Annotated in this window: 12 protein-coding genes; 4 read left to right on the forward strand and 8 right to left on the reverse strand. The window is 58.6% G+C overall.

Translation table 11 applies throughout. The annotated features are described in order from the left end of the window. Positions 1-137: 137 nt before the first annotated feature. The 6 genes from htpG to FJU30_RS12205 all read right to left on the reverse strand — a co-directional run bounded on the left by htpG (position 138) and on the right by FJU30_RS12205 (position 6,584). Positions 138-2,024 (reverse strand): molecular chaperone HtpG, encoded by a 1,887-nt coding sequence (gene htpG / locus FJU30_RS12180; RefSeq protein ID WP_191091594.1) that lies wholly within the window; start codon positions 2,022-2,024, stop codon positions 138-140. Positions 2,025-2,267: 243 nt separating this feature from the next. After that, a complete protein-coding gene (gene recR / locus FJU30_RS12185) occupies positions 2,268-2,873 on the reverse strand; it encodes a recombination mediator RecR (protein WP_150435234.1) in 606 nt (201 codons plus the stop codon). Next, positions 2,873-3,202, reverse strand: a complete 330-nt coding sequence (locus FJU30_RS12190) for a YbaB/EbfC family nucleoid-associated protein (RefSeq protein ID WP_150435235.1) — start codon at positions 3,200-3,202, stop codon at positions 2,873-2,875. Before FJU30_RS12190 ends, recR begins: the two co-directional genes overlap by 1 nt. A 42-nt stretch (positions 3,203-3,244) precedes the next feature. Beyond that, positions 3,245-5,254: a DNA polymerase III subunit gamma/tau gene (gene dnaX, locus FJU30_RS12195; RefSeq protein WP_150435236.1), complete on the reverse strand. Its 2,010-nt coding sequence runs from the start codon at positions 5,252-5,254 to the stop codon at positions 3,245-3,247. A 231-nt stretch (positions 5,255-5,485) separates the two neighbouring features. Beyond that, the gene (gene apt / locus FJU30_RS12200; protein WP_150435344.1) at positions 5,486-6,037 is read right to left on the reverse strand and encodes an adenine phosphoribosyltransferase; all 552 of its coding nucleotides are present in this window, start codon (positions 6,035-6,037) and stop codon (positions 5,486-5,488) included. A gap of 166 nt (positions 6,038-6,203) precedes the next feature. Further along, positions 6,204-6,584, reverse strand: a complete 381-nt coding sequence (locus tag FJU30_RS12205) for a DUF454 family protein (RefSeq protein ID WP_150435237.1) — start codon at positions 6,582-6,584, stop codon at positions 6,204-6,206. A gap of 146 nt (positions 6,585-6,730) precedes the next feature. Here FJU30_RS12205 and priC point away from each other — a divergent pair, with 146 nt between their 5' ends. Together priC and rsmS are read left to right on the forward strand one after the other, a co-directional pair. Beyond that, on the forward strand, positions 6,731-7,267 hold the full coding sequence (gene priC, locus FJU30_RS12210) for a primosomal replication protein PriC (RefSeq protein WP_150435238.1): 537 nt from the start codon (positions 6,731-6,733) through the stop codon (positions 7,265-7,267). Positions 7,268-7,343: 76 nt separating this feature from the next. Then, positions 7,344-7,514 (forward strand): pleiotropic regulatory protein RsmS, encoded by a 171-nt coding sequence (gene rsmS / locus FJU30_RS12215; protein ID WP_150435239.1) that lies wholly within the window; start codon positions 7,344-7,346, stop codon positions 7,512-7,514. Positions 7,515-7,531: 17 nt separating this feature from the next. Here the strand turns inward: rsmS and mscK are convergent, their stop codons facing one another. Continuing rightward, positions 7,532-10,912 carry a mechanosensitive channel MscK gene (gene mscK / locus FJU30_RS12220; RefSeq protein ID WP_395858560.1) on the reverse strand — a complete coding sequence of 1,127 codons (3,381 nt, stop codon included), beginning with the start codon at positions 10,910-10,912 and terminating at the stop codon, positions 7,532-7,534. Between the two features lie 94 nt (positions 10,913-11,006). Beyond that, entirely contained in the window at positions 11,007-11,648 is a 642-nt protein-coding gene (gene acrR / locus FJU30_RS12225; protein ID WP_150435241.1) for a multidrug efflux transporter transcriptional repressor AcrR, read from the reverse strand. A gap of 142 nt (positions 11,649-11,790) precedes the next feature. On the opposite strand from acrR, the gene FJU30_RS12230 reads away from it, so the two are divergent. Together FJU30_RS12230 and FJU30_RS12235 are read left to right on the forward strand one after the other, a co-directional pair. Then, positions 11,791-12,972 carry an efflux RND transporter periplasmic adaptor subunit gene (locus FJU30_RS12230; RefSeq protein WP_150435242.1) on the forward strand — a complete coding sequence of 394 codons (1,182 nt, stop codon included), beginning with the start codon at positions 11,791-11,793 and terminating at the stop codon, positions 12,970-12,972. Positions 12,973-12,988: 16 nt separating this feature from the next. Continuing rightward, a complete protein-coding gene (locus tag FJU30_RS12235; RefSeq protein WP_150435243.1) occupies positions 12,989-16,144 on the forward strand; it encodes an efflux RND transporter permease subunit in 3,156 nt (1,051 codons plus the stop codon). Positions 16,145-16,263 lie beyond the last annotated feature (119 nt).

Genomic DNA, 16,263 nt, shown 5'->3' on the forward strand with positions numbered 1-16,263 from the left:
AATGGCCGCGCCGCCGGTGCCGGGCGATCTCTTCCGCGGGATCAGGCGCGTCAACGGCGGATAAAAAAAGCCCCGGCGTAGGCCGGGGCTGCGCAGCGAATGGAACGCGGTAACGATTATCGCGTCCGCGCCGGGTTTCAGGCGCTCAGCAGTTGATTCATCCGACGGATAAACTGGTTCGGATCGTCCAGCGAGCCGCGTTCCGCCAGCAGCGCCTGATCCAGCAGCAATTCCACCCATTCGGCGAACTGAGCCTCGTCGCCGATATCCGCGGCGCGTTTCACCAGCGCATGTTCAGGGTTAAGCTCGAAAATGTATTTCACTTCCGGCGCCTGCTGACCGGCGGCGGCAAACAGCTTCGCCATTTGCGTCCCCATCTCGTTCGCCTCGGTGGTGACAATCGCCGGCGTATCGGTTAACCGGTGAGTCAGGCGAACATCCTTCACCCGTTCGCCCAGCAGGGTCTTCACCCGATCGACAAAAGGCTCCAGCGCTTTTTCCGCTTCTTTCTGCGCGTCGCTTTCTTCCCCGTCGGCCAGTTTATCCAGCGATTCATCCGCTTTACTGATCGACTGGAACGCCTTACCGTCGAACTCGGTGAGATAGCTCATCATCCACTCGTCGATGCGATCGGACAGCAGCAGCACCTCGATGCCTTTCTTGCGGAACAGTTCCAGATGCGGGCTGTTGCTGGCGGCGGCATAGCTGTCGGCGGTGATGTAGTAGATCTTCTCCTGACCCTCCACCATGCGGCCGACGTAATCTTCCAGCGAAACGGTCTGCGCCGAGCTGCCGCTTTGCGTGGTGGAGAAACGCAGCAGCTTCGCGATCGCTTCGCCGTTGCCGCTGTCTTCCGCCGGGCCTTCTTTCAGCACCATGCCGAACTGCTGCCAGAACGTCTGGTATTTTTCGGCGTCGTCTTTGGCCAGTTTTTCCAGCATCTGCAGCACGCGTTTGGTCAGCGCATTGCGCAGATTCTGCGTAATGCGGCTGTCCTGCAGAATTTCACGCGACACATTCAGCGGCAGATCGTTGGAGTCGATCAGACCGCGAACGAAGCGCAGGTAGTTCGGCATAAACTGTTCGGCGTCGTCCATAATGAAAACGCGCTGCACGTACAGCTTCAGACCGTGTTTGTGATCGCGGTTCCACATATCCCAGGGCGCGCGCGCCGGAATATACAGCAGGCTGGTGTACTCCTGCTTGCCTTCAACCCGGTTATGGCTCCAGGCCAGCGGATCGGTGAAGTCATGCGAAATATGCTTATAGAATTCAGTATATTCTTCGTCGCTGACCTCCGATTTACTGCGGGTCCACAGCGCCTGCGCCTTGTTGATTTTTTCCCAGCTGACGGTGTCTTCGCCGCCCTCTTCCTCGCTCTGCGTCACGGTCTGAATTTCAACCGGCAGCGCGATATGGTCGGAGTATTTGCTGATGATCGAACGCACGCGCCAGTCATCAAGGAATTCATCCTCGCCTTCGCGCAGATGCAAAGTGATTTCCGTACCGCGATCGGCCTTTTCGATATCGGCGATGGTGTAGTCGCCCTCGCCGATGGACTCCCAGAACACGCCCTGATCCGCGCCGGCGCCGGCCGCGCGGGTGCGCACCGTTACCTTGTCGGCCACGATAAAGGCGGAGTAGAAGCCGACGCCGAATTGACCGATAAGCTGGCTATCTTTCGCCTGATCGGAACCGATCGACTCCAGAAACGCTTTGGTGCCGGACTTAGCGATCGTGCCAAGGTTATCGATCACCTCATCGCGGCTCATCCCGATGCCGTTATCGGCAATAGTTAGCGTACGCTGTTCTTTATCGATCGACACCCGGACGCGCAGTTCGCCGTCGCCGTCATACAGCTCGGGCGCGGACAACGCGCGAAAGCGTAGTTTATCCGCCGCATCGGAAGCATTGGAAATCAGCTCACGCAGAAAAATTTCCTTGTTCGAATAGAGTGAGTGGATCATCAAATGCAGCAGCTGTTTGACTTCAGACTGGAATCCACGCGTTTCCTGACTTTTCATACTCATTGCTTACCTCAATCCTGGTAACATTGTGGCTGATACACCGTCAATTATTCCGCCTGCAGTATGGCGTAGGGCGCGCGGCCAACGCCTCTGCAAACGCAAGTATGACGAGTATAAATACGCATAATGAGCATCAATGGGGGTCACGGCGGAGATTTTCAAGGGCGCGCGGCGAAAAAGCGCGAGGCAAGAGAGAAAACGACGGCCGGCGCGCAGAGCGAACCGGCTGCCGTCCGGGAATCAATATTTTATCGGGTGGCGTCCCGCCAGCGAGTGGGACAGCGTGGTGCCGTCCACCATTTCCAGCTCGCCGCCGACCGGCACGCCGTGCGCGATGCGGCTGGCCAGCACGCCATACTGCGAGCACAGGCCGGCAATATAGTTGGCGGTCGCTTCCCCTTCAACCGTTGGATTGGTTGCCAGAATCACCTCGGTGATCGACTCGCTTTCCAGACGCTGTTCCAGACGGCCCAGTCCGATATCGTCCGGTCCAATCCCGTCCAGCGGCGATAAATGCCCCATCAGAACGAAATAACGCCCGGCGAACTGGCCGGTTTGTTCGATCGCATGGATATCCGCCGGGCTCTCCACCACGCAAATCTGGCCGTTCTGCTGACGGCGCGGATTGGCGCAGATGGCGCAGACGTCCTGCTCGGTAAAGGTCCGGCAGTCGGCGCAGTGGCCGATTTCGGACATCGCCTGGGTCAACGCCTGCGCCAGACGCATACCGCCGCTGCGGTCGCGCTGCAACAGGTGAAACGCCATGCGCTGCGCCGATTTCGGCCCGACGCCCGGCAGACAGCGCAGCGCTTCCATCAGTGTTTCAAGAAGCGGACTGGTCTGCATCAGAACGGCATCTTAAAGCCCGGCGGCAGCTGCATGCCGCTGGATACCGACGCCATCTTCTCTTTCTGCGCTTCGTCAATCCGACGGGCGGCGTCGTTGAACGCGGCGGCGATCAGATCTTCCAGCATCTCTTTGTCGTCTTCCAGCAGGCTGGGATCAAGCTCGACCCGACGGCAGTTGTGCGCGCCGTTAATCGTCACCTTAACCAGGCCGGCGCCGGATTCGCCGGTGACTTCCATGCCGGCGATTTCCTGCTGCACCTGCTGCATTTTTTCCTGCATTTGCTGAGCCTGCTTCATCAGATTGCCCAGACCACCTTTACCAAACATAGTTTTCTCTCTGTATCGTCGGGCTGCGCGCGTACGCAGCAGTTAAACGGGGCGGATACTTTCTTCGTCCAGTTCCGCGTCAAAAAAACGCCGCAGCGTTTGAATATTATTGTCACCAAGAATCGACTGCCGCGCCTGCGCCAGTTTTTCTTCATAAATCGCCTGACGCCACTCCAGCGGAGTGCGCACCGCCGGATCGTCGTCTTCCACAATCGTCAGCTCAACCGGCTTGCCGCGGTGCGCTTCCAGCGCCTCCGCCAGCGTTTTCTGCGCGGAAGGCGAATGCAGGTGGCGCTGGGAGGAACGCAGGTGCAGACAGATTTTACCGGGTTCCTCCTGCTGTCTGAAAGCATTTAACGCCAGTTGCTGCACCAGCTTCGGCAGCGTCAGATGAGTAATTTCTTCCGCCCACGCGTCGCGCTCAATGGCCTCTTCCGCCAGCCGCGCCGCCAGTTCGGGCGTTTTCTCATGTTCAAGCGCGGAACGCAGCGCTTTCGGCGTCGCCACCGATTCCTCGCTGACTTCCGGCTTGTTTTTCGCCCGCCAGCGGTAGGCTTCCGGTTTCGCCGCCTGCCCCGGGGATTTTTTGCCCACGCTCTGCTGACGGCGCTCAGTCGCCGAGGCTAAACGCTCCAGCGCTGAGGTTACCGGCCGCGTTTTTCCTGACGCCGCCGGTTCAGCCTTTTTTGTCGGGGGGGTGTCCTGTTTGCGTAACAGCTGACTGCGCGCCTGCAGCAGTTGAGCGGTCATGTCCGACAGCCCGGCGCCCGGCGCGTCTTGCCCCGGCCCGGCGGATGACGGCGCGGGACGGCTCGGCGCCGATGCGGCGGGCGCGGCAGCCGTCGCGGGCGAAACGACGCCTGGCGCCGCGGACGGTGCCGGCGCCGTATTTGATGCCTGAACCGCCTGGTCGCTGTGGGTCGCCGCCGCAAACGGCGCGGCGCCGGCGGGCGCCGCGGTCGGTTGACGCGGATTAAACGCCAGCGCGCGCAGCAGGGTCATTTCCACGCCCATGCGCCGATCGGGCGCGTAGGGCAGCTCTTTACGCCCGACCAGCATAATCTGATAGTACAGCTGCACATCGGCCGGCGGCAGCGCGCGCGCCAGTTCGCGCAGGCGCTGCTCAATCGCCGCGTAATCTTCGCTGGCGGCCGACGGCAGCAGTTGCACCATCGCAATACGGTGCAGCAGCGCGGAGATCTCGCCCAGCAGTCCTTCCCAGTCCACACCGCGCGCCGCGGCCTGCTCCAGCTGCTCCATGACGCGGACGCCGTCGGCCTGCGCCAGCGCTTCGATAATCGCCAGCGGCTGTTCGTCGTCCAGCGTGCCCAGCATCTGACTGACCGCCGCGTTCGTCACCTGCCCCTGCCCCATGGCGATGGCCTGATCGGTCAGGCTGAGCGCGTCTCGCAGACTGCCGTCCGCCGCACGCGCCAGCAGCTGCAGCGCACGCGCCTCGCTGGCGATCTGCTCCGCCTGCAACACATGTTCCAGATGGGCGCGTATCTGTTCCACGTCCAGCGCGCGCAGATGGAATTGCAGACAGCGGGAAAGGATGGTGACCGGCAGTTTCTGCGGATCGGTCGTCGCCAGCAGAAACTTGACGTGCGGCGGCGGCTCTTCCAGCGTCTTCAGCAACGCGTTGAAGCTATGCCGCGACAGCATATGCACTTCATCGATCAGATAGACCTTGAAGCGCCCGCGCGCCGGCGCGTACTGCACGTTGTCCAGCAGATCGCGGGTATCTTCGACTTTAGTGCGCGAAGCGGCATCGATTTCTATCAGATCAACAAACCGCCCCTGTTCAATTTCGCGACAGTTTTCGCATTGCCCGCAGGGCGTCGCCGTGATGCCGTGCTCACAGTTCAGTCCTTTCGCCAGCAAACGGGCAATAGTGGTCTTCCCCACCCCGCGCGTACCCGAAAACAGGTAGGCATGGTGAATTCGACCCAGAGAGAGGCCATTCGCCAGCGCGGTCAGCACATGCTGCTGGCCCACCACGTCGGCAAAGGTTTGAGGGCGCCACTTACGGGCAAGAACCTGATAGCTCATCAATACCGCAACAGTTGAGTTATTGAAGGGGTCATGCTAACACAGCCACGCCGTTATCGGCGAGGCTGTTATGCGTGGAAGCGGGTCCGCGCCGGGCGTGAAAACCGCCGGCCGGCCAGCGCCGGATGGCATCGGAACGACGCGCAACGCAGTTTGCGCCGGCGCGCCCCGCCGCGGGGCGAGCGCGAACCGGCTCAACACGGAGAAGACATTCGCCTGACGGGCGGATGATTAATGGCCGGGAAAGTCGACGAGGCTATAGCAGTCCACACCCATATTTTCCAGACGCTGCGCGCCGCCTAAATCAAACAGATTAATCACAAACGCCGCGTGGGTTACGCTGCCGCCCAGTTGGCGGATCAGTTTGACCGTGGCTTCGACCGTGCCGCCGGTGGCCAGCAGATCGTCAATCACCAGCACATTATCCTGCGGTTTAATCGAGTCGCGATGAATCTCCAGGCTGTCCTGGCCATACTCCAGATCGTAGGTCTCTTTGAGGGTTTCGCGCGGCAGCTTGCCCGGCTTGCGCACGGGCACGAAGCCTACGCCCAGCGCCAGCGCCACCGGCGCACCAAACAGAAAACCGCGTGCTTCGGTGCCGACCACTTTCGTGATGCCGGCGTCGCGGTAGCGGCTGGTCAGCATCTCTATGCTGGCGGCATAGGCCGCAGGCTCTTCCAGCAGCGAGGTGATATCGCGAAACAGGATGCCCGGCTTCGGATAGTCGGGAATGCTTTTGATGCTGTTTTTAATCAAATCGATCTGCTGCGCTGTTGCAGTCATCATGTCTATGCCTGATAAAACGTTCTGAACATAACTTAACGCGCGATTCTTCCATCGCCTCTCCCCGACGGGCCGAACGGCACACGTGAGACGAGAAATGCAATTCGCGCACGAAAACGCTCAAATCTAGTCAAACTGCCGGTCAATTGCAACCTTCGGCCCGATCTCAGCGCGACTTTTGTTGCTCCGGATCAATAACCGGCAGCCGCAGCATAAAGGTCAGCAGAATAGCCAGAATCAACAGCAATACTCCTCTGACCCACGTGACCTCCACCAGCCAGAGCGAAAGCGCGAACGTCGCAAGAATCAGGGTCACCGCTTTCCACTTCGCGCCCGGCGGCAGCGCCCGGTGTTGCTGCCAGTGGCGCAAATACGAGCCGAACCAGGAGCGGTACAGCAGCCAGTCGTGAAACCGCGGGGACGAGCGGGCGAAACACCAGGCCGCCAGCAACAGAAACGGCGTGGTGGGCAATATCGGCAGCACAACGCCAAGCGTCGCCAACACCACGGCCAGCCAGCCGGCCGCCACCAGAAGAGCGCGATACAACCTGTTGTTTTTTATCCTGCGCGCGTGCATAACACAGCCCCTCTATCACTAATGACCAACACGGGTTACTCTTCAGCTTAGAATCCGCCCGCCTGGGCCGCCCGGCGGCGGGACAGACAACGCGGGTCATCAATGAAGGAATTGACGTGAATACTCACACACTGCTGCAAACGCTTGATAAACAGGTATCCGACCTGGCCGGCTCGCTCGAACCGCTGGCCGACCGGCCTGTGGCGCAATCGCGTTTCGACCGTCAGTTGTTCACCAGTTATGGCACCCGAATGCACGATTATCTTTGCGAAATTCAGCGCAATCTGCAACACCTGCATCGCTTCGTTGCCGAACAGCGCGTCGAACGCGTCGCCTTTATGGCGCAAAAACTGGTTGAACAGATCGCCGCGCTGCAGCGCGAGGTCGCCACACAGCGCCTGCGCCGCCAGGAGCGGCCGCGCGCGGAGGCGCCGGCGGACCTCTATCATAAACTGGCCGAACATCAGGATTATGAGCGGCGCCTGCAGGCGATGATTCAGGATCGCGAAAGCCTGCTGAGTCGGCAGACGCGGCTGGACGAACAGCGCCGCCTGCAGCAGGAGCTGGCGGCGCTGGAAGGACGCCTGACGCGCTGCCGCGGCGCGCTGCTGCGCATTGAACGTCAGATCGAGCGGCTGGAACAGGGATTTTAATTTCAGCGGGTTTGCGCGCTCTGCTATAAAATAAAAATAAACAGCAAACGCCGTCGCCCCCGCTCAGAGGAAATCCATGTCGCTGGAAAATGCCCCGCCCGACGTCAAACTGGCCGTCGACCTGATTATGTTGCTGGAAAGCAATGACGTTGATCCCGCCATCGTACTGGCCGCGCTGGAGATCGTGCGGCGCGACTATGAACAAAAGGCGCGCCGGCAAAACGCCGGGGCGCCCGACGCGCGCTAGCGCTCCCGGGGCGCGCCTCAGGCGCTGCCGTCCACGCCCGGAATCGATTTGTATTCAACCGTCTGCGTTTTCACCTCATCCCCCTGCGTATTGTGCAGATACACTTCCAGCTGATTGAAGGCGATATTGATATCGTTCTCGCGACATAACCGATCGATACTGCGGTTAAGCTCATCGACGGTATAGCTGCGATCGCGCAGCTCCCGCACGTAGAGCCGCAGTTCATGATCGAGCGTGCTGGCGCCGAATTTAAGGAAAAACACCTGGGGTTCCGGCTCGGTCATCACGCGCGGGTTATCGCGCGCCGCGCGCAGCAGCACCTCTTTCACCTTGTCCAGATCGGATCCATAGGCCACGCCGAGATTAATCAGCACCCGCGTGATGGTATCGGACAGCGACCAGTTGATCAGACGTTCGGTGACGAAGGCCTTATTCGGGATAATCACCTCTTTACGATCGAAATCAGTGATGGTGGTGGCGCGAATGCGGATTTTACTGACCGTACCGGAAAAATTGCCGATGGTAATCGTATCGCCGATACGCACCGGCCGCTCGAACAGAATGATCAGCCCCGACACGAAGTTAGCAAAGATCTCCTGCAAGCCGAACCCGAGCCCGACCGACAGCGCCGCCACCAGCCACTGAAGTTTATCCCAGGAAACGCCGAGCGCGCCCAGCGCCGTCACCGCGCCCACGCCGGTAATCATATAGGTCAGCATGGTGGTAACGGCGTAGGACGTGCCCTGACGCAGCTGCAGCCGGGACAATACCAGCACCTCCAGCAGCCCCGGCAGGTTGCGGGTCATGACGTAAGCCACGACGACGGCCACCAGCGCCAGCAGCAGGCTGCCCAACGTCACCGGCTGCAGAACCGCATTGCCGGCGACCGTGCTGTTGTAGTGCCAGAGCGTCACGCTATCCAGATAAGAGATCACTGTGACCAGATCGGACCAAATCCAGTAGAAGACGCAGGTAAATAACAGCAGCAATAGCATGGTCGTCAGGCGTAGTGATTGCTGACTAATCTGTTCCAGCGCCAGCGGCGGCTCGGGCACCGGTTCATTGCCCTCCGCCCCCTCTTTCGCCATGTTCTGGCGACGGGCCAGCGCGCGCCGGTAGGCCAATCGCCGCGCGGCCACGCTCAGCCCGCGAATAGCGGTCAGATAAACGACATTCCAGACGATGAGTAAATACAGGCTGTTAATCCAGCGCCCGGCCAGACGCAGCGTCGTATAAAAGTAACCACTCACCATCAACCCAATCAGCGCCACCGGGATGGCGGCCATGACGGTAATGACAATCAGCCGAACGGCATGCGTATTTTTCTCGCGCCAGCTGTCGCGGCACAGCGGGAAAACAAGAATGCCGAGCAAAATCAGATTACACACGATCACCAGTTGACCAATCACGTCGCCCCCCAGATAGAGCGGCGCGTTTTCGCCGAGGGTCGACCAGAACATCAGCGGCAGCATCGCCGCGCCCAGCCGCAGAGTCTGCCGCCGGTAGTGGGCGCACAGCATGGACGACATCAGGAAATGGCGCTCATTGATGCCGCCCGGCTCCAGCGTGCGCCGGGTCAGACCAAACACCAGCCACAGCAACGCCAGATTCAGACTCAGCGCCCAGCTGAAATTACTGATGTCGCTGTCGCTCTTTTTCAGCCACAGCCCCAGCGCCAGTATCAGCAGCGCGCCGGGCAACACGGTCAACAACGCCAGCAGCAGAGCGCGCGGCGTATGCAGCTGGCTGTCGCGCTTTAATTGCCCGACGTCGGCCGACAACTGCTGGATCCAGGCGTCAATCGAACGCCGGCGCCATAAAATCAGCCCCGCCGCCAGCAGCAGCGGCACGACGAACAGCAGAGAGCTCAGCGCGCCGGACAACAGCTGGTCGAGCGAGACTTTTAGATTTATCGCGCGGATTTGCTGTTTTAACGCCGACGGCAGATCTTTCAGCCAGCTGAAATCCATCGGTTTGTTGCTGCTGACCCAAAAAATTTGCTGCGTCAGCGTGTGCTGTAGCGAGGCGGTGACGTTGATCAGCTGCTGGCGGTTGATTTGCAGGTTGATTGCCAGCATCAGTTGATTGCCCAGTTGCTTATTCAGTTGATCGAGCAGTTCGCGCCGCATATCGACAATCTGCTCCAGCGCATCGGTGACTTCATCGTCGACCTGCGCCTTATTATTGCCGATCAATTGTTCGATATAGCGATCGCCGCGAAACAGCACGTCACGCTGTTGGTTAATCTCAAACTGTTCGATGCGCAGATCTGCGATTTGCGCGCTCATGTCGCCCATCGCGTCGGCCGACGGCAGACTCAGTTGCTGCTGATAGAGAATGCGCGACAGCAGCAGGCTGCCTTTTAATACCGAAACCTGCTCTTTCAGGTTACGCTCGGACTGCAGCGCCCTATCGAGCCAGTTTTTTACCTGAATGCTCTGCTGCACCAGGTTATTGCCGGCCTGAGTAGCCTGAATCAACCGCTGACTGAGCTGGTGATTCATCTCCAGTTCGGACTTCACCAGCGGGTTTTCCTGAATGCGCTGGGTATCTTCGGAAGACTGCGCCTCGCGCGCCGTTTTCTCGGACAGGTTCAGCCGTTTACCGCTGATCACGCTCTGCAGCGCCTGCGCCAGCCGCTCCTGCTGGTTAATCTGCGCCGCCGTGTAGTCGCGCTGTTTCTGCAGCAGATCCTGCAGGGTGGTATTCACCTCCAGGCTTTTCAGCTGTTGCTCCATCTGCAGGCTGAGCAGCGCCAGTTCGGCCTGCAGCATCATCTGCTGGCTGGGGCGCAATATATCCTGAGTCGGCCCCAGCCCGTTGAGCTGATTACGCAGCGTCTGACTGCGCTGCGAGGCGGAATACATGGCGTTCTGCACTCGCTCCGGCTGAGTCTGCAGCGAAATCAGTTGGCTGTTGTAGGTCGCGAGGTTTTCCTGCGCCGACTGTAAATTGTCCAGCGTTTCGTTGAGGCGCGCCTCCAGTTGACGCAGCGACAGCTGCGCCAGGTCCTGCTGAGCGGCGTCGTTGGCGTTGCTCAAATCGGCCATACTGGTTTCGATCTGGCGCAATTTCGTCGGCGCCTGCGCAGCCTGTTGCTTAATCTGGTTGGTTTCCTGACGCACGCGATCGATCGCATCCAGCAGCTCCAGCGTGCGGGTTAAATCCTGCTGCGTCAGCTTATCGACCGGCGTCAGACTCTTCTGTTTGTTCAGGGCGTCAATACGGGACTGCACCTCGTTGCGGGTCGGCAGATCGCTGCTGGTGGCCGCCGGCGCCGGCGCGGCGGAGAGCAAGACCAGCAGCAGGCACAGCGTCGCCGTCAGCAGATAACGACCCAGACGGGAAATGCGCAGCGGGAATGAAAGCGGGAACTCAGCAAAAAAACGCGATTGGATACTCATGGTACAAAGTCATGCATAGCAGCGAAGATGGGTCAGATTAGCACGTAACGCCGGCGGGCAGATAGCGCTACGCGCAGTTTCGCTCGACTCAGACGGCCGCCGAACGCAGCGCCGGGCTGAGGCGCAACATATCCAGAAAGGCATCCACCAGCGCCGGCGCGGATGCGTAAATATCAAAGCTGTCGGGCATAAACAGCCAGTTCTCCATCACGCCGGTGAAATAGGCGCGCAGCGTGACGGCGGCGTGCCGTATGTGCATATCGGCCGGCAGTTGTTCATAGTCGACGCAGCGCGTCAGATCTTCTTCAATGCACGTATAGCCGAGGTGGTAAAACTCCTTGCGAACATTATATGAAGATAATATGTCGCCCACGAATTCACATTTGTGAAACAGGACTTCCATCATCAGGCGCCACTGACGATCGGCCTGAGTGGAACGCAACATGTAAATTAGCATTTCACGCAAAACATAAAGTGGATTATCAGGATATTTTGCCCGATACTCTTTAGCAATATTATGGACTTTTGATTCAGACTGCCCCCATATCGCACTAAATAATTCAGTTTTGTTTTTGAAATGCCAGTAAATAGCGCCACGGGTCACCCCGGCGGCATGGGCAATATCCGCCAGTGAAGTCGTCGACACGCCGCGCTCAGAAAACATCTGCAATGCGGCGTCGAGAATATGCTGACGTGTCTCCTGAGCCTGCTGTTTGGTTTTTCGTGCCATGATACTGTTTTTTAAACAAAGCCGGATTTACATACATTCGCGAATGTATGTACTATATCACGCACAAATTATTATCGCAGCAATGGGTTTTAAAGCTTGTGATCCATTGATCAATACAAAATCGGACACTTGAGGTTTATCTATGAACAAAAACAGAGGGCTTAAGCCTCTGGCAGCGGTTCTGATGCTTTCTGGCGGTCTCTTCCTTACCGGATGTGATAATAAAGAAGCCCAGCAGGGCGGCCAGCAACAAGCGCCTGAAGTCGGGATTGTGACGCTCAAAATCCAGTCACTGAATATCACGACGGAACTACCCGGGCGCACAGCGGCATACCGTATCGCGGAAGTTCGACCTCAGGTCGGCGGCATTATCCTGAAACGCAATTTCGTTGAGGGTAGCGATGTGCAAGCGGGAACCTCGCTGTATCAGATCGATCCGGCCACTTATCAGGCGTCCTATGACAGCGCCAAAGGCAGTCTGGCGCAGGCGCAGGCCAGCGCGGAAATCGCCCGCGTGACGGTCAACCGCTACAAACCGCTGCTCGGCACCGACTACGTCAGCCGTCAGGATTACGATCAGGCGGTCGCCACCTCGCGCCAGGCCGATGCCGCGGTGCAGGCTGCCAAAGCCACCGTCGAGAGCGCCCGCATTAATCTGGCCTACACCAAAGTTATTTCGCCCATCAGCGGCCGCGTCGGTAAATCGACGGTGACCGAAGGGGCGCTGGTGTCGAGCGGACAAACCACCGCGCTCACCACGGTGCAACAGCTTGACCCGATCTATGTAGACGTAACCCAGTCGAGCAATGATTTTCTGCGCCTGAAACAGGAACTGGAAAACGGCACGCTGAAGCAAGAGCAAGGCAAAGCCAACGTCCGCCTGCTGCTGGAAAACGGCCAGCTGTACGATCACAACGGCACGCTGGAATTCTCCGACGTCACGGTTGACGAAACGACCGGCTCCATCACGCTGCGCGCGATCTTCCCTAACCCGCAGCATAACCTGTTGCCCGGCATGTTTGTGCGCGCCCGTCTGGACGAAGGCGTCAACCACAATGCGCTTCTGGTTCCTCAGCAGGGCATTACCCGCTCGCCGCGCGGCGAAGCAACCGCCATGGTGGTCGGCGAAGGCGACAAAGTGGAACAGCGCGTGCTGACCGCCAGTCAGGCCATCGGCGATAAATGGCTGGTGACGCAGGGACTGAAAGAAGGCGACCGCGTCATTATTACCGGTCTACAGAAAATCAGGCCTGGGGTTCAGGTAACCACGCAAGAAGTGGCGCCGCAAAACTCTGAGTCAAATGCTGAACCCGCGAAGTCTTAACAGGAGCCGGTAATACATGGCCAAGTTTTTTATAGATCGTCCCATTTTCGCCTGGGTACTCGCCATCATGGTGATGCTGGTGGGTGCACTGGCCATCATGAAGCTGCCCGTCGCGCAGTATCCGACTATCGCGCCGCCGGCTATCGAAGTTACCGCAATGTATCCGGGCGCGGATGCCTCGACCCTGCAGGACTCCGTTACACAGGTTATCGAACAGAATATGAACGGTATCGATAAGCTGATGTATATGTCCTCCAGCAGCGACTCTTCCGGTACCGCGACGATTACGCTGACCTTTGATTCGAGCGCCAACCCCGACATCGCCCAGGTCCAGGTACAGAACAAACTGCAGCTGGCCATGCCGTTGCTGCCGCAGGAGGTTCAGCAGCAGGGCGTCAGCGTACAGAAATCCAGCAGCAGCTTCCTGATGGTGGCGGGTTTTATCAGCGATGATAAAAACATGACCCAGCAGGATATCGCTGACTATATCGGCGCCAACGTTCAGGATCCGATCAGCCGTGTGAACGGCGTGGGGGATACCCAGCTGTTCGGCGCCAAATACGCCATGCGTATCTGGCTCGATCCCAATAAGCTGAACAATTATCAGCTGACGCCGTCCGATGTTTCCAGCGCGATTAGCGTGCAAAACAACCAGATTGCCGCCGGTCAGTTGGGGGGGACTCCGCCGGTCAAAGGGCAGCAGCTCAACGCTTCGATCATTGCGCAAACGCGGCTGAAATCGCCGGAGCAGTTTTCGAATATCATACTGAAGGTCAACGCAGACGGTTCCCAGGTGCGGCTGAGAGACGTGGCCCGCGTTGAACTGGGCGGCGAAAGCTATAGCGTCATCGCCCGCTATAACGGCCAGCCCGCCTCCGGTCTCGGCGTCAAGCTGGCGACCGGCGCCAATGCGCTGGATACCGCCACCGCGGTAAAAGCGGAAATCGCCAAACTGTCGTCCGCTTTCCCTAACGGGCTGCAGGTGGTTTACCCGTATGACACCACGCCGTTCGTTAAAATCTCGATTAACGAGGTGGTGAAAACGCTGGTGGAAGCCATCGTTCTGGTATTCCTGGTGATGTACCTGTTCCTGCAGAACCTGCGGGCGACGCTAATCCCGACCATCGCCGTTCCGGTGGTGTTGATGGGGACCTTCGCTATTCTGTCCGCGCTGGGCTATTCCATCAACACGCTGACCATGTTCGGGGTGGTGCTGGCCATCGGTCTGCTGGTGGATGACGCCATCGTGGTGGTGGAAAACGTCGAACGCGTCATGGTGGAAGAAAACCTGCCGCCGAAAGAAGCGACCCGCAAATCGATGGAGCAGATTCAGGGCGCGCTGGTGGGGATAGCCATGGTGCTGTCCGCGGTATTCATCCCGATGGCGTTTATGAGCGGCTCGACCGGGGCGATCTATCGTCAGTTCTCTATTACCATCGTATCGGCCATGGTGCTGTCGGTGCTGGTGGCGATGATTCTGACGCCGGCGCTGTGCGCCACGCTGCTGAAGCCCGTCGATAAAGACGCGCATCACGCAAAAACCAAAGGCTTTTTCGGCTGGTTCAATAACCTGTTCGAAAAGAGCACCCATCACTATACCGACAGCATCGCCAATATATTGCGCAGCACAGGGCGTTATCTGGTGATTTATCTGCTGATCGTCGTCGGTCTTGCGCTACTGTTTCTTCGTCTGCCCAGTTCGTTTCTGCCGGAAGAAGACCAGGGCGTTCTGCTGACCATGGTGCAACTGCCCTCCGGCGGCACGCAGGAAAACACGCAGAAAGTGCTGGACCAGGTTAATCAGTATTTTCACAACAACGAACAGGACAACATTAAATCCGTATTCGCCGTTAACGGTTTCGGTTTCTCCGGCAGCGGTCAAAATATGGGGCTGGTGTTTGTCAGCCTGAAGGACTGGGATGAACGGGCCGGCACGGAAAACAAGGTCAACGCCATTGCCGGCAGGGCCAATGCCGCCTTCTCGCAGATTAAAGAAGGGATCGTATTGTCCTTTAACGTTCCGGCGATTGTGGAACTGGGGACGGCGACCGGCTTTGATTTCCAGCTGATCGATCAGGGCAACCTGGGTCACGAAAAACTCACCGCGGCACGTAATCAGCTGTTGGGTATGGTGGCGCAGCGCGCTGATACCGTGGTCGGCGTGCGCCCTAACGGCATGGAAGACACCCCGCAGTTCAAGATCGATATCGATCAGGAGAAAGCGGAAGCGCTGGGCGTTTCTCTGTCCGACATTAACTCGACGCTCGCTATCGCGTTAGGCGGCAGTTATGTCAATGACTTCGTCGACCGCGGACGGGTGAAAAAAGTATATCTGCAGGGCGACGCGCCGTTCCGTATGTTGCCGAAAGACATTGCAAACTGGTACGTGCGCGGTTCATCCGGCCAGATGGTGCCCTTCTCCTCCTTCTCGCAGAGTCACTGGGAGTACGGTTCGCCGCGTCTGGAACGCTATAACGGTCTGCCCTCGATGGAAATTCTCGGCGAGGCCACGCCAGGCAAGAGTACCGGTGAAGCAATGGCGCTAATGGAAGAGCTGGCGTCCCAGCTGCCTGCCGGCATTGGTTTCGACTGGACGGGGATGTCCTATCAGGAACGACTGTCCGGCAACCAGGCCCCCGCGCTGTATACCATCTCGCTGATTGTGGTGTTCTTGTGTCTGGCGGCTCTGTATGAAAGCTGGTCGATTCCGTTCTCGGTTATGCTGGTGGTTCCGCTTGGCGTTATCGGCGCCCTGCTGGCGGCAACCATGCGCGGTCTGGAAAACGACATCTACTTTAAAGTGGGGTTACTGACAACCATCGGCCTCTCGGCAAAGAACGCAATCCTGATCGTTGAGTTCGCCAAAGATCTGATGGATAAAGAAGGTAAAGGGCTGGTCGAAGCCACGCTGGATGCGGTTCGCATGCGTTTGCGCCCCATTCTGATGACCTCGCTGGCGTTTATCCTCGGCGTGTTGCCGCTGGTTATCAGCAGCGGCGCCGGCTCCGGCGCGCAGAACGCCGTCGGCACCGGGGTAATGGGCGGGATGATCACCGCCACCGTACTGGCGATCTTCTTCGTCCCGGTGTTCTTTGTGGTGGTTCGGCGCCGTTTCAGTAAGAAAACTGAAGATATTGAGCACCGCCATCCGGTTCAAACCCAGCCTAAATAACAGATCCGTCTGAAGTAAAAAAAGCCGCTAACGCGGCTTTTTTTATCTTACCGCTTCCCTGATACCTTCTGTCCAGGCCAATAGTCAGGCAACAGCCCGCATTCTAATGAGTTCATCGT

It is taken from the genome of Affinibrenneria salicis (genome assembly GCF_008710095.1).

Excerpts from the sequence above, each read along its gene's own strand:
- htpG (WP_191091594.1), bottom strand. The coding sequence starts at position 2,024 with ATGAAAAGTCAGGAAACGCGTGGATTCCAGTCTGAAGTCAAACAGCTG.
- recR (WP_150435234.1), bottom strand. The coding sequence starts at position 2,873 with ATGCAGACCAGTCCGCTTCTTGAAACACTGATGGAAGCGCTGCGCTGT.
- FJU30_RS12190 (WP_150435235.1), bottom strand. The coding sequence starts at position 3,202 with ATGTTTGGTAAAGGTGGTCTGGGCAATCTGATGAAGCAGGCTCAGCAA.
- dnaX (WP_150435236.1), bottom strand. The coding sequence starts at position 5,254 with ATGAGCTATCAGGTTCTTGCCCGTAAGTGGCGCCCTCAAACCTTTGCC.
- apt (WP_150435344.1), bottom strand. The coding sequence starts at position 6,037 with ATGACTGCAACAGCGCAGCAGATCGATTTGATTAAAAACAGCATCAAA.
- rsmS (WP_150435239.1), top strand. The coding sequence starts at position 7,344 with ATGTCGCTGGAAAATGCCCCGCCCGACGTCAAACTGGCCGTCGACCTG.
- acrR (WP_150435241.1), bottom strand. The coding sequence starts at position 11,648 with ATGGCACGAAAAACCAAACAGCAGGCTCAGGAGACACGTCAGCATATT.
- FJU30_RS12230 (WP_150435242.1), top strand. The coding sequence starts at position 11,791 with ATGAACAAAAACAGAGGGCTTAAGCCTCTGGCAGCGGTTCTGATGCTT.
- FJU30_RS12235 (WP_150435243.1), top strand. The coding sequence starts at position 12,989 with ATGGCCAAGTTTTTTATAGATCGTCCCATTTTCGCCTGGGTACTCGCC.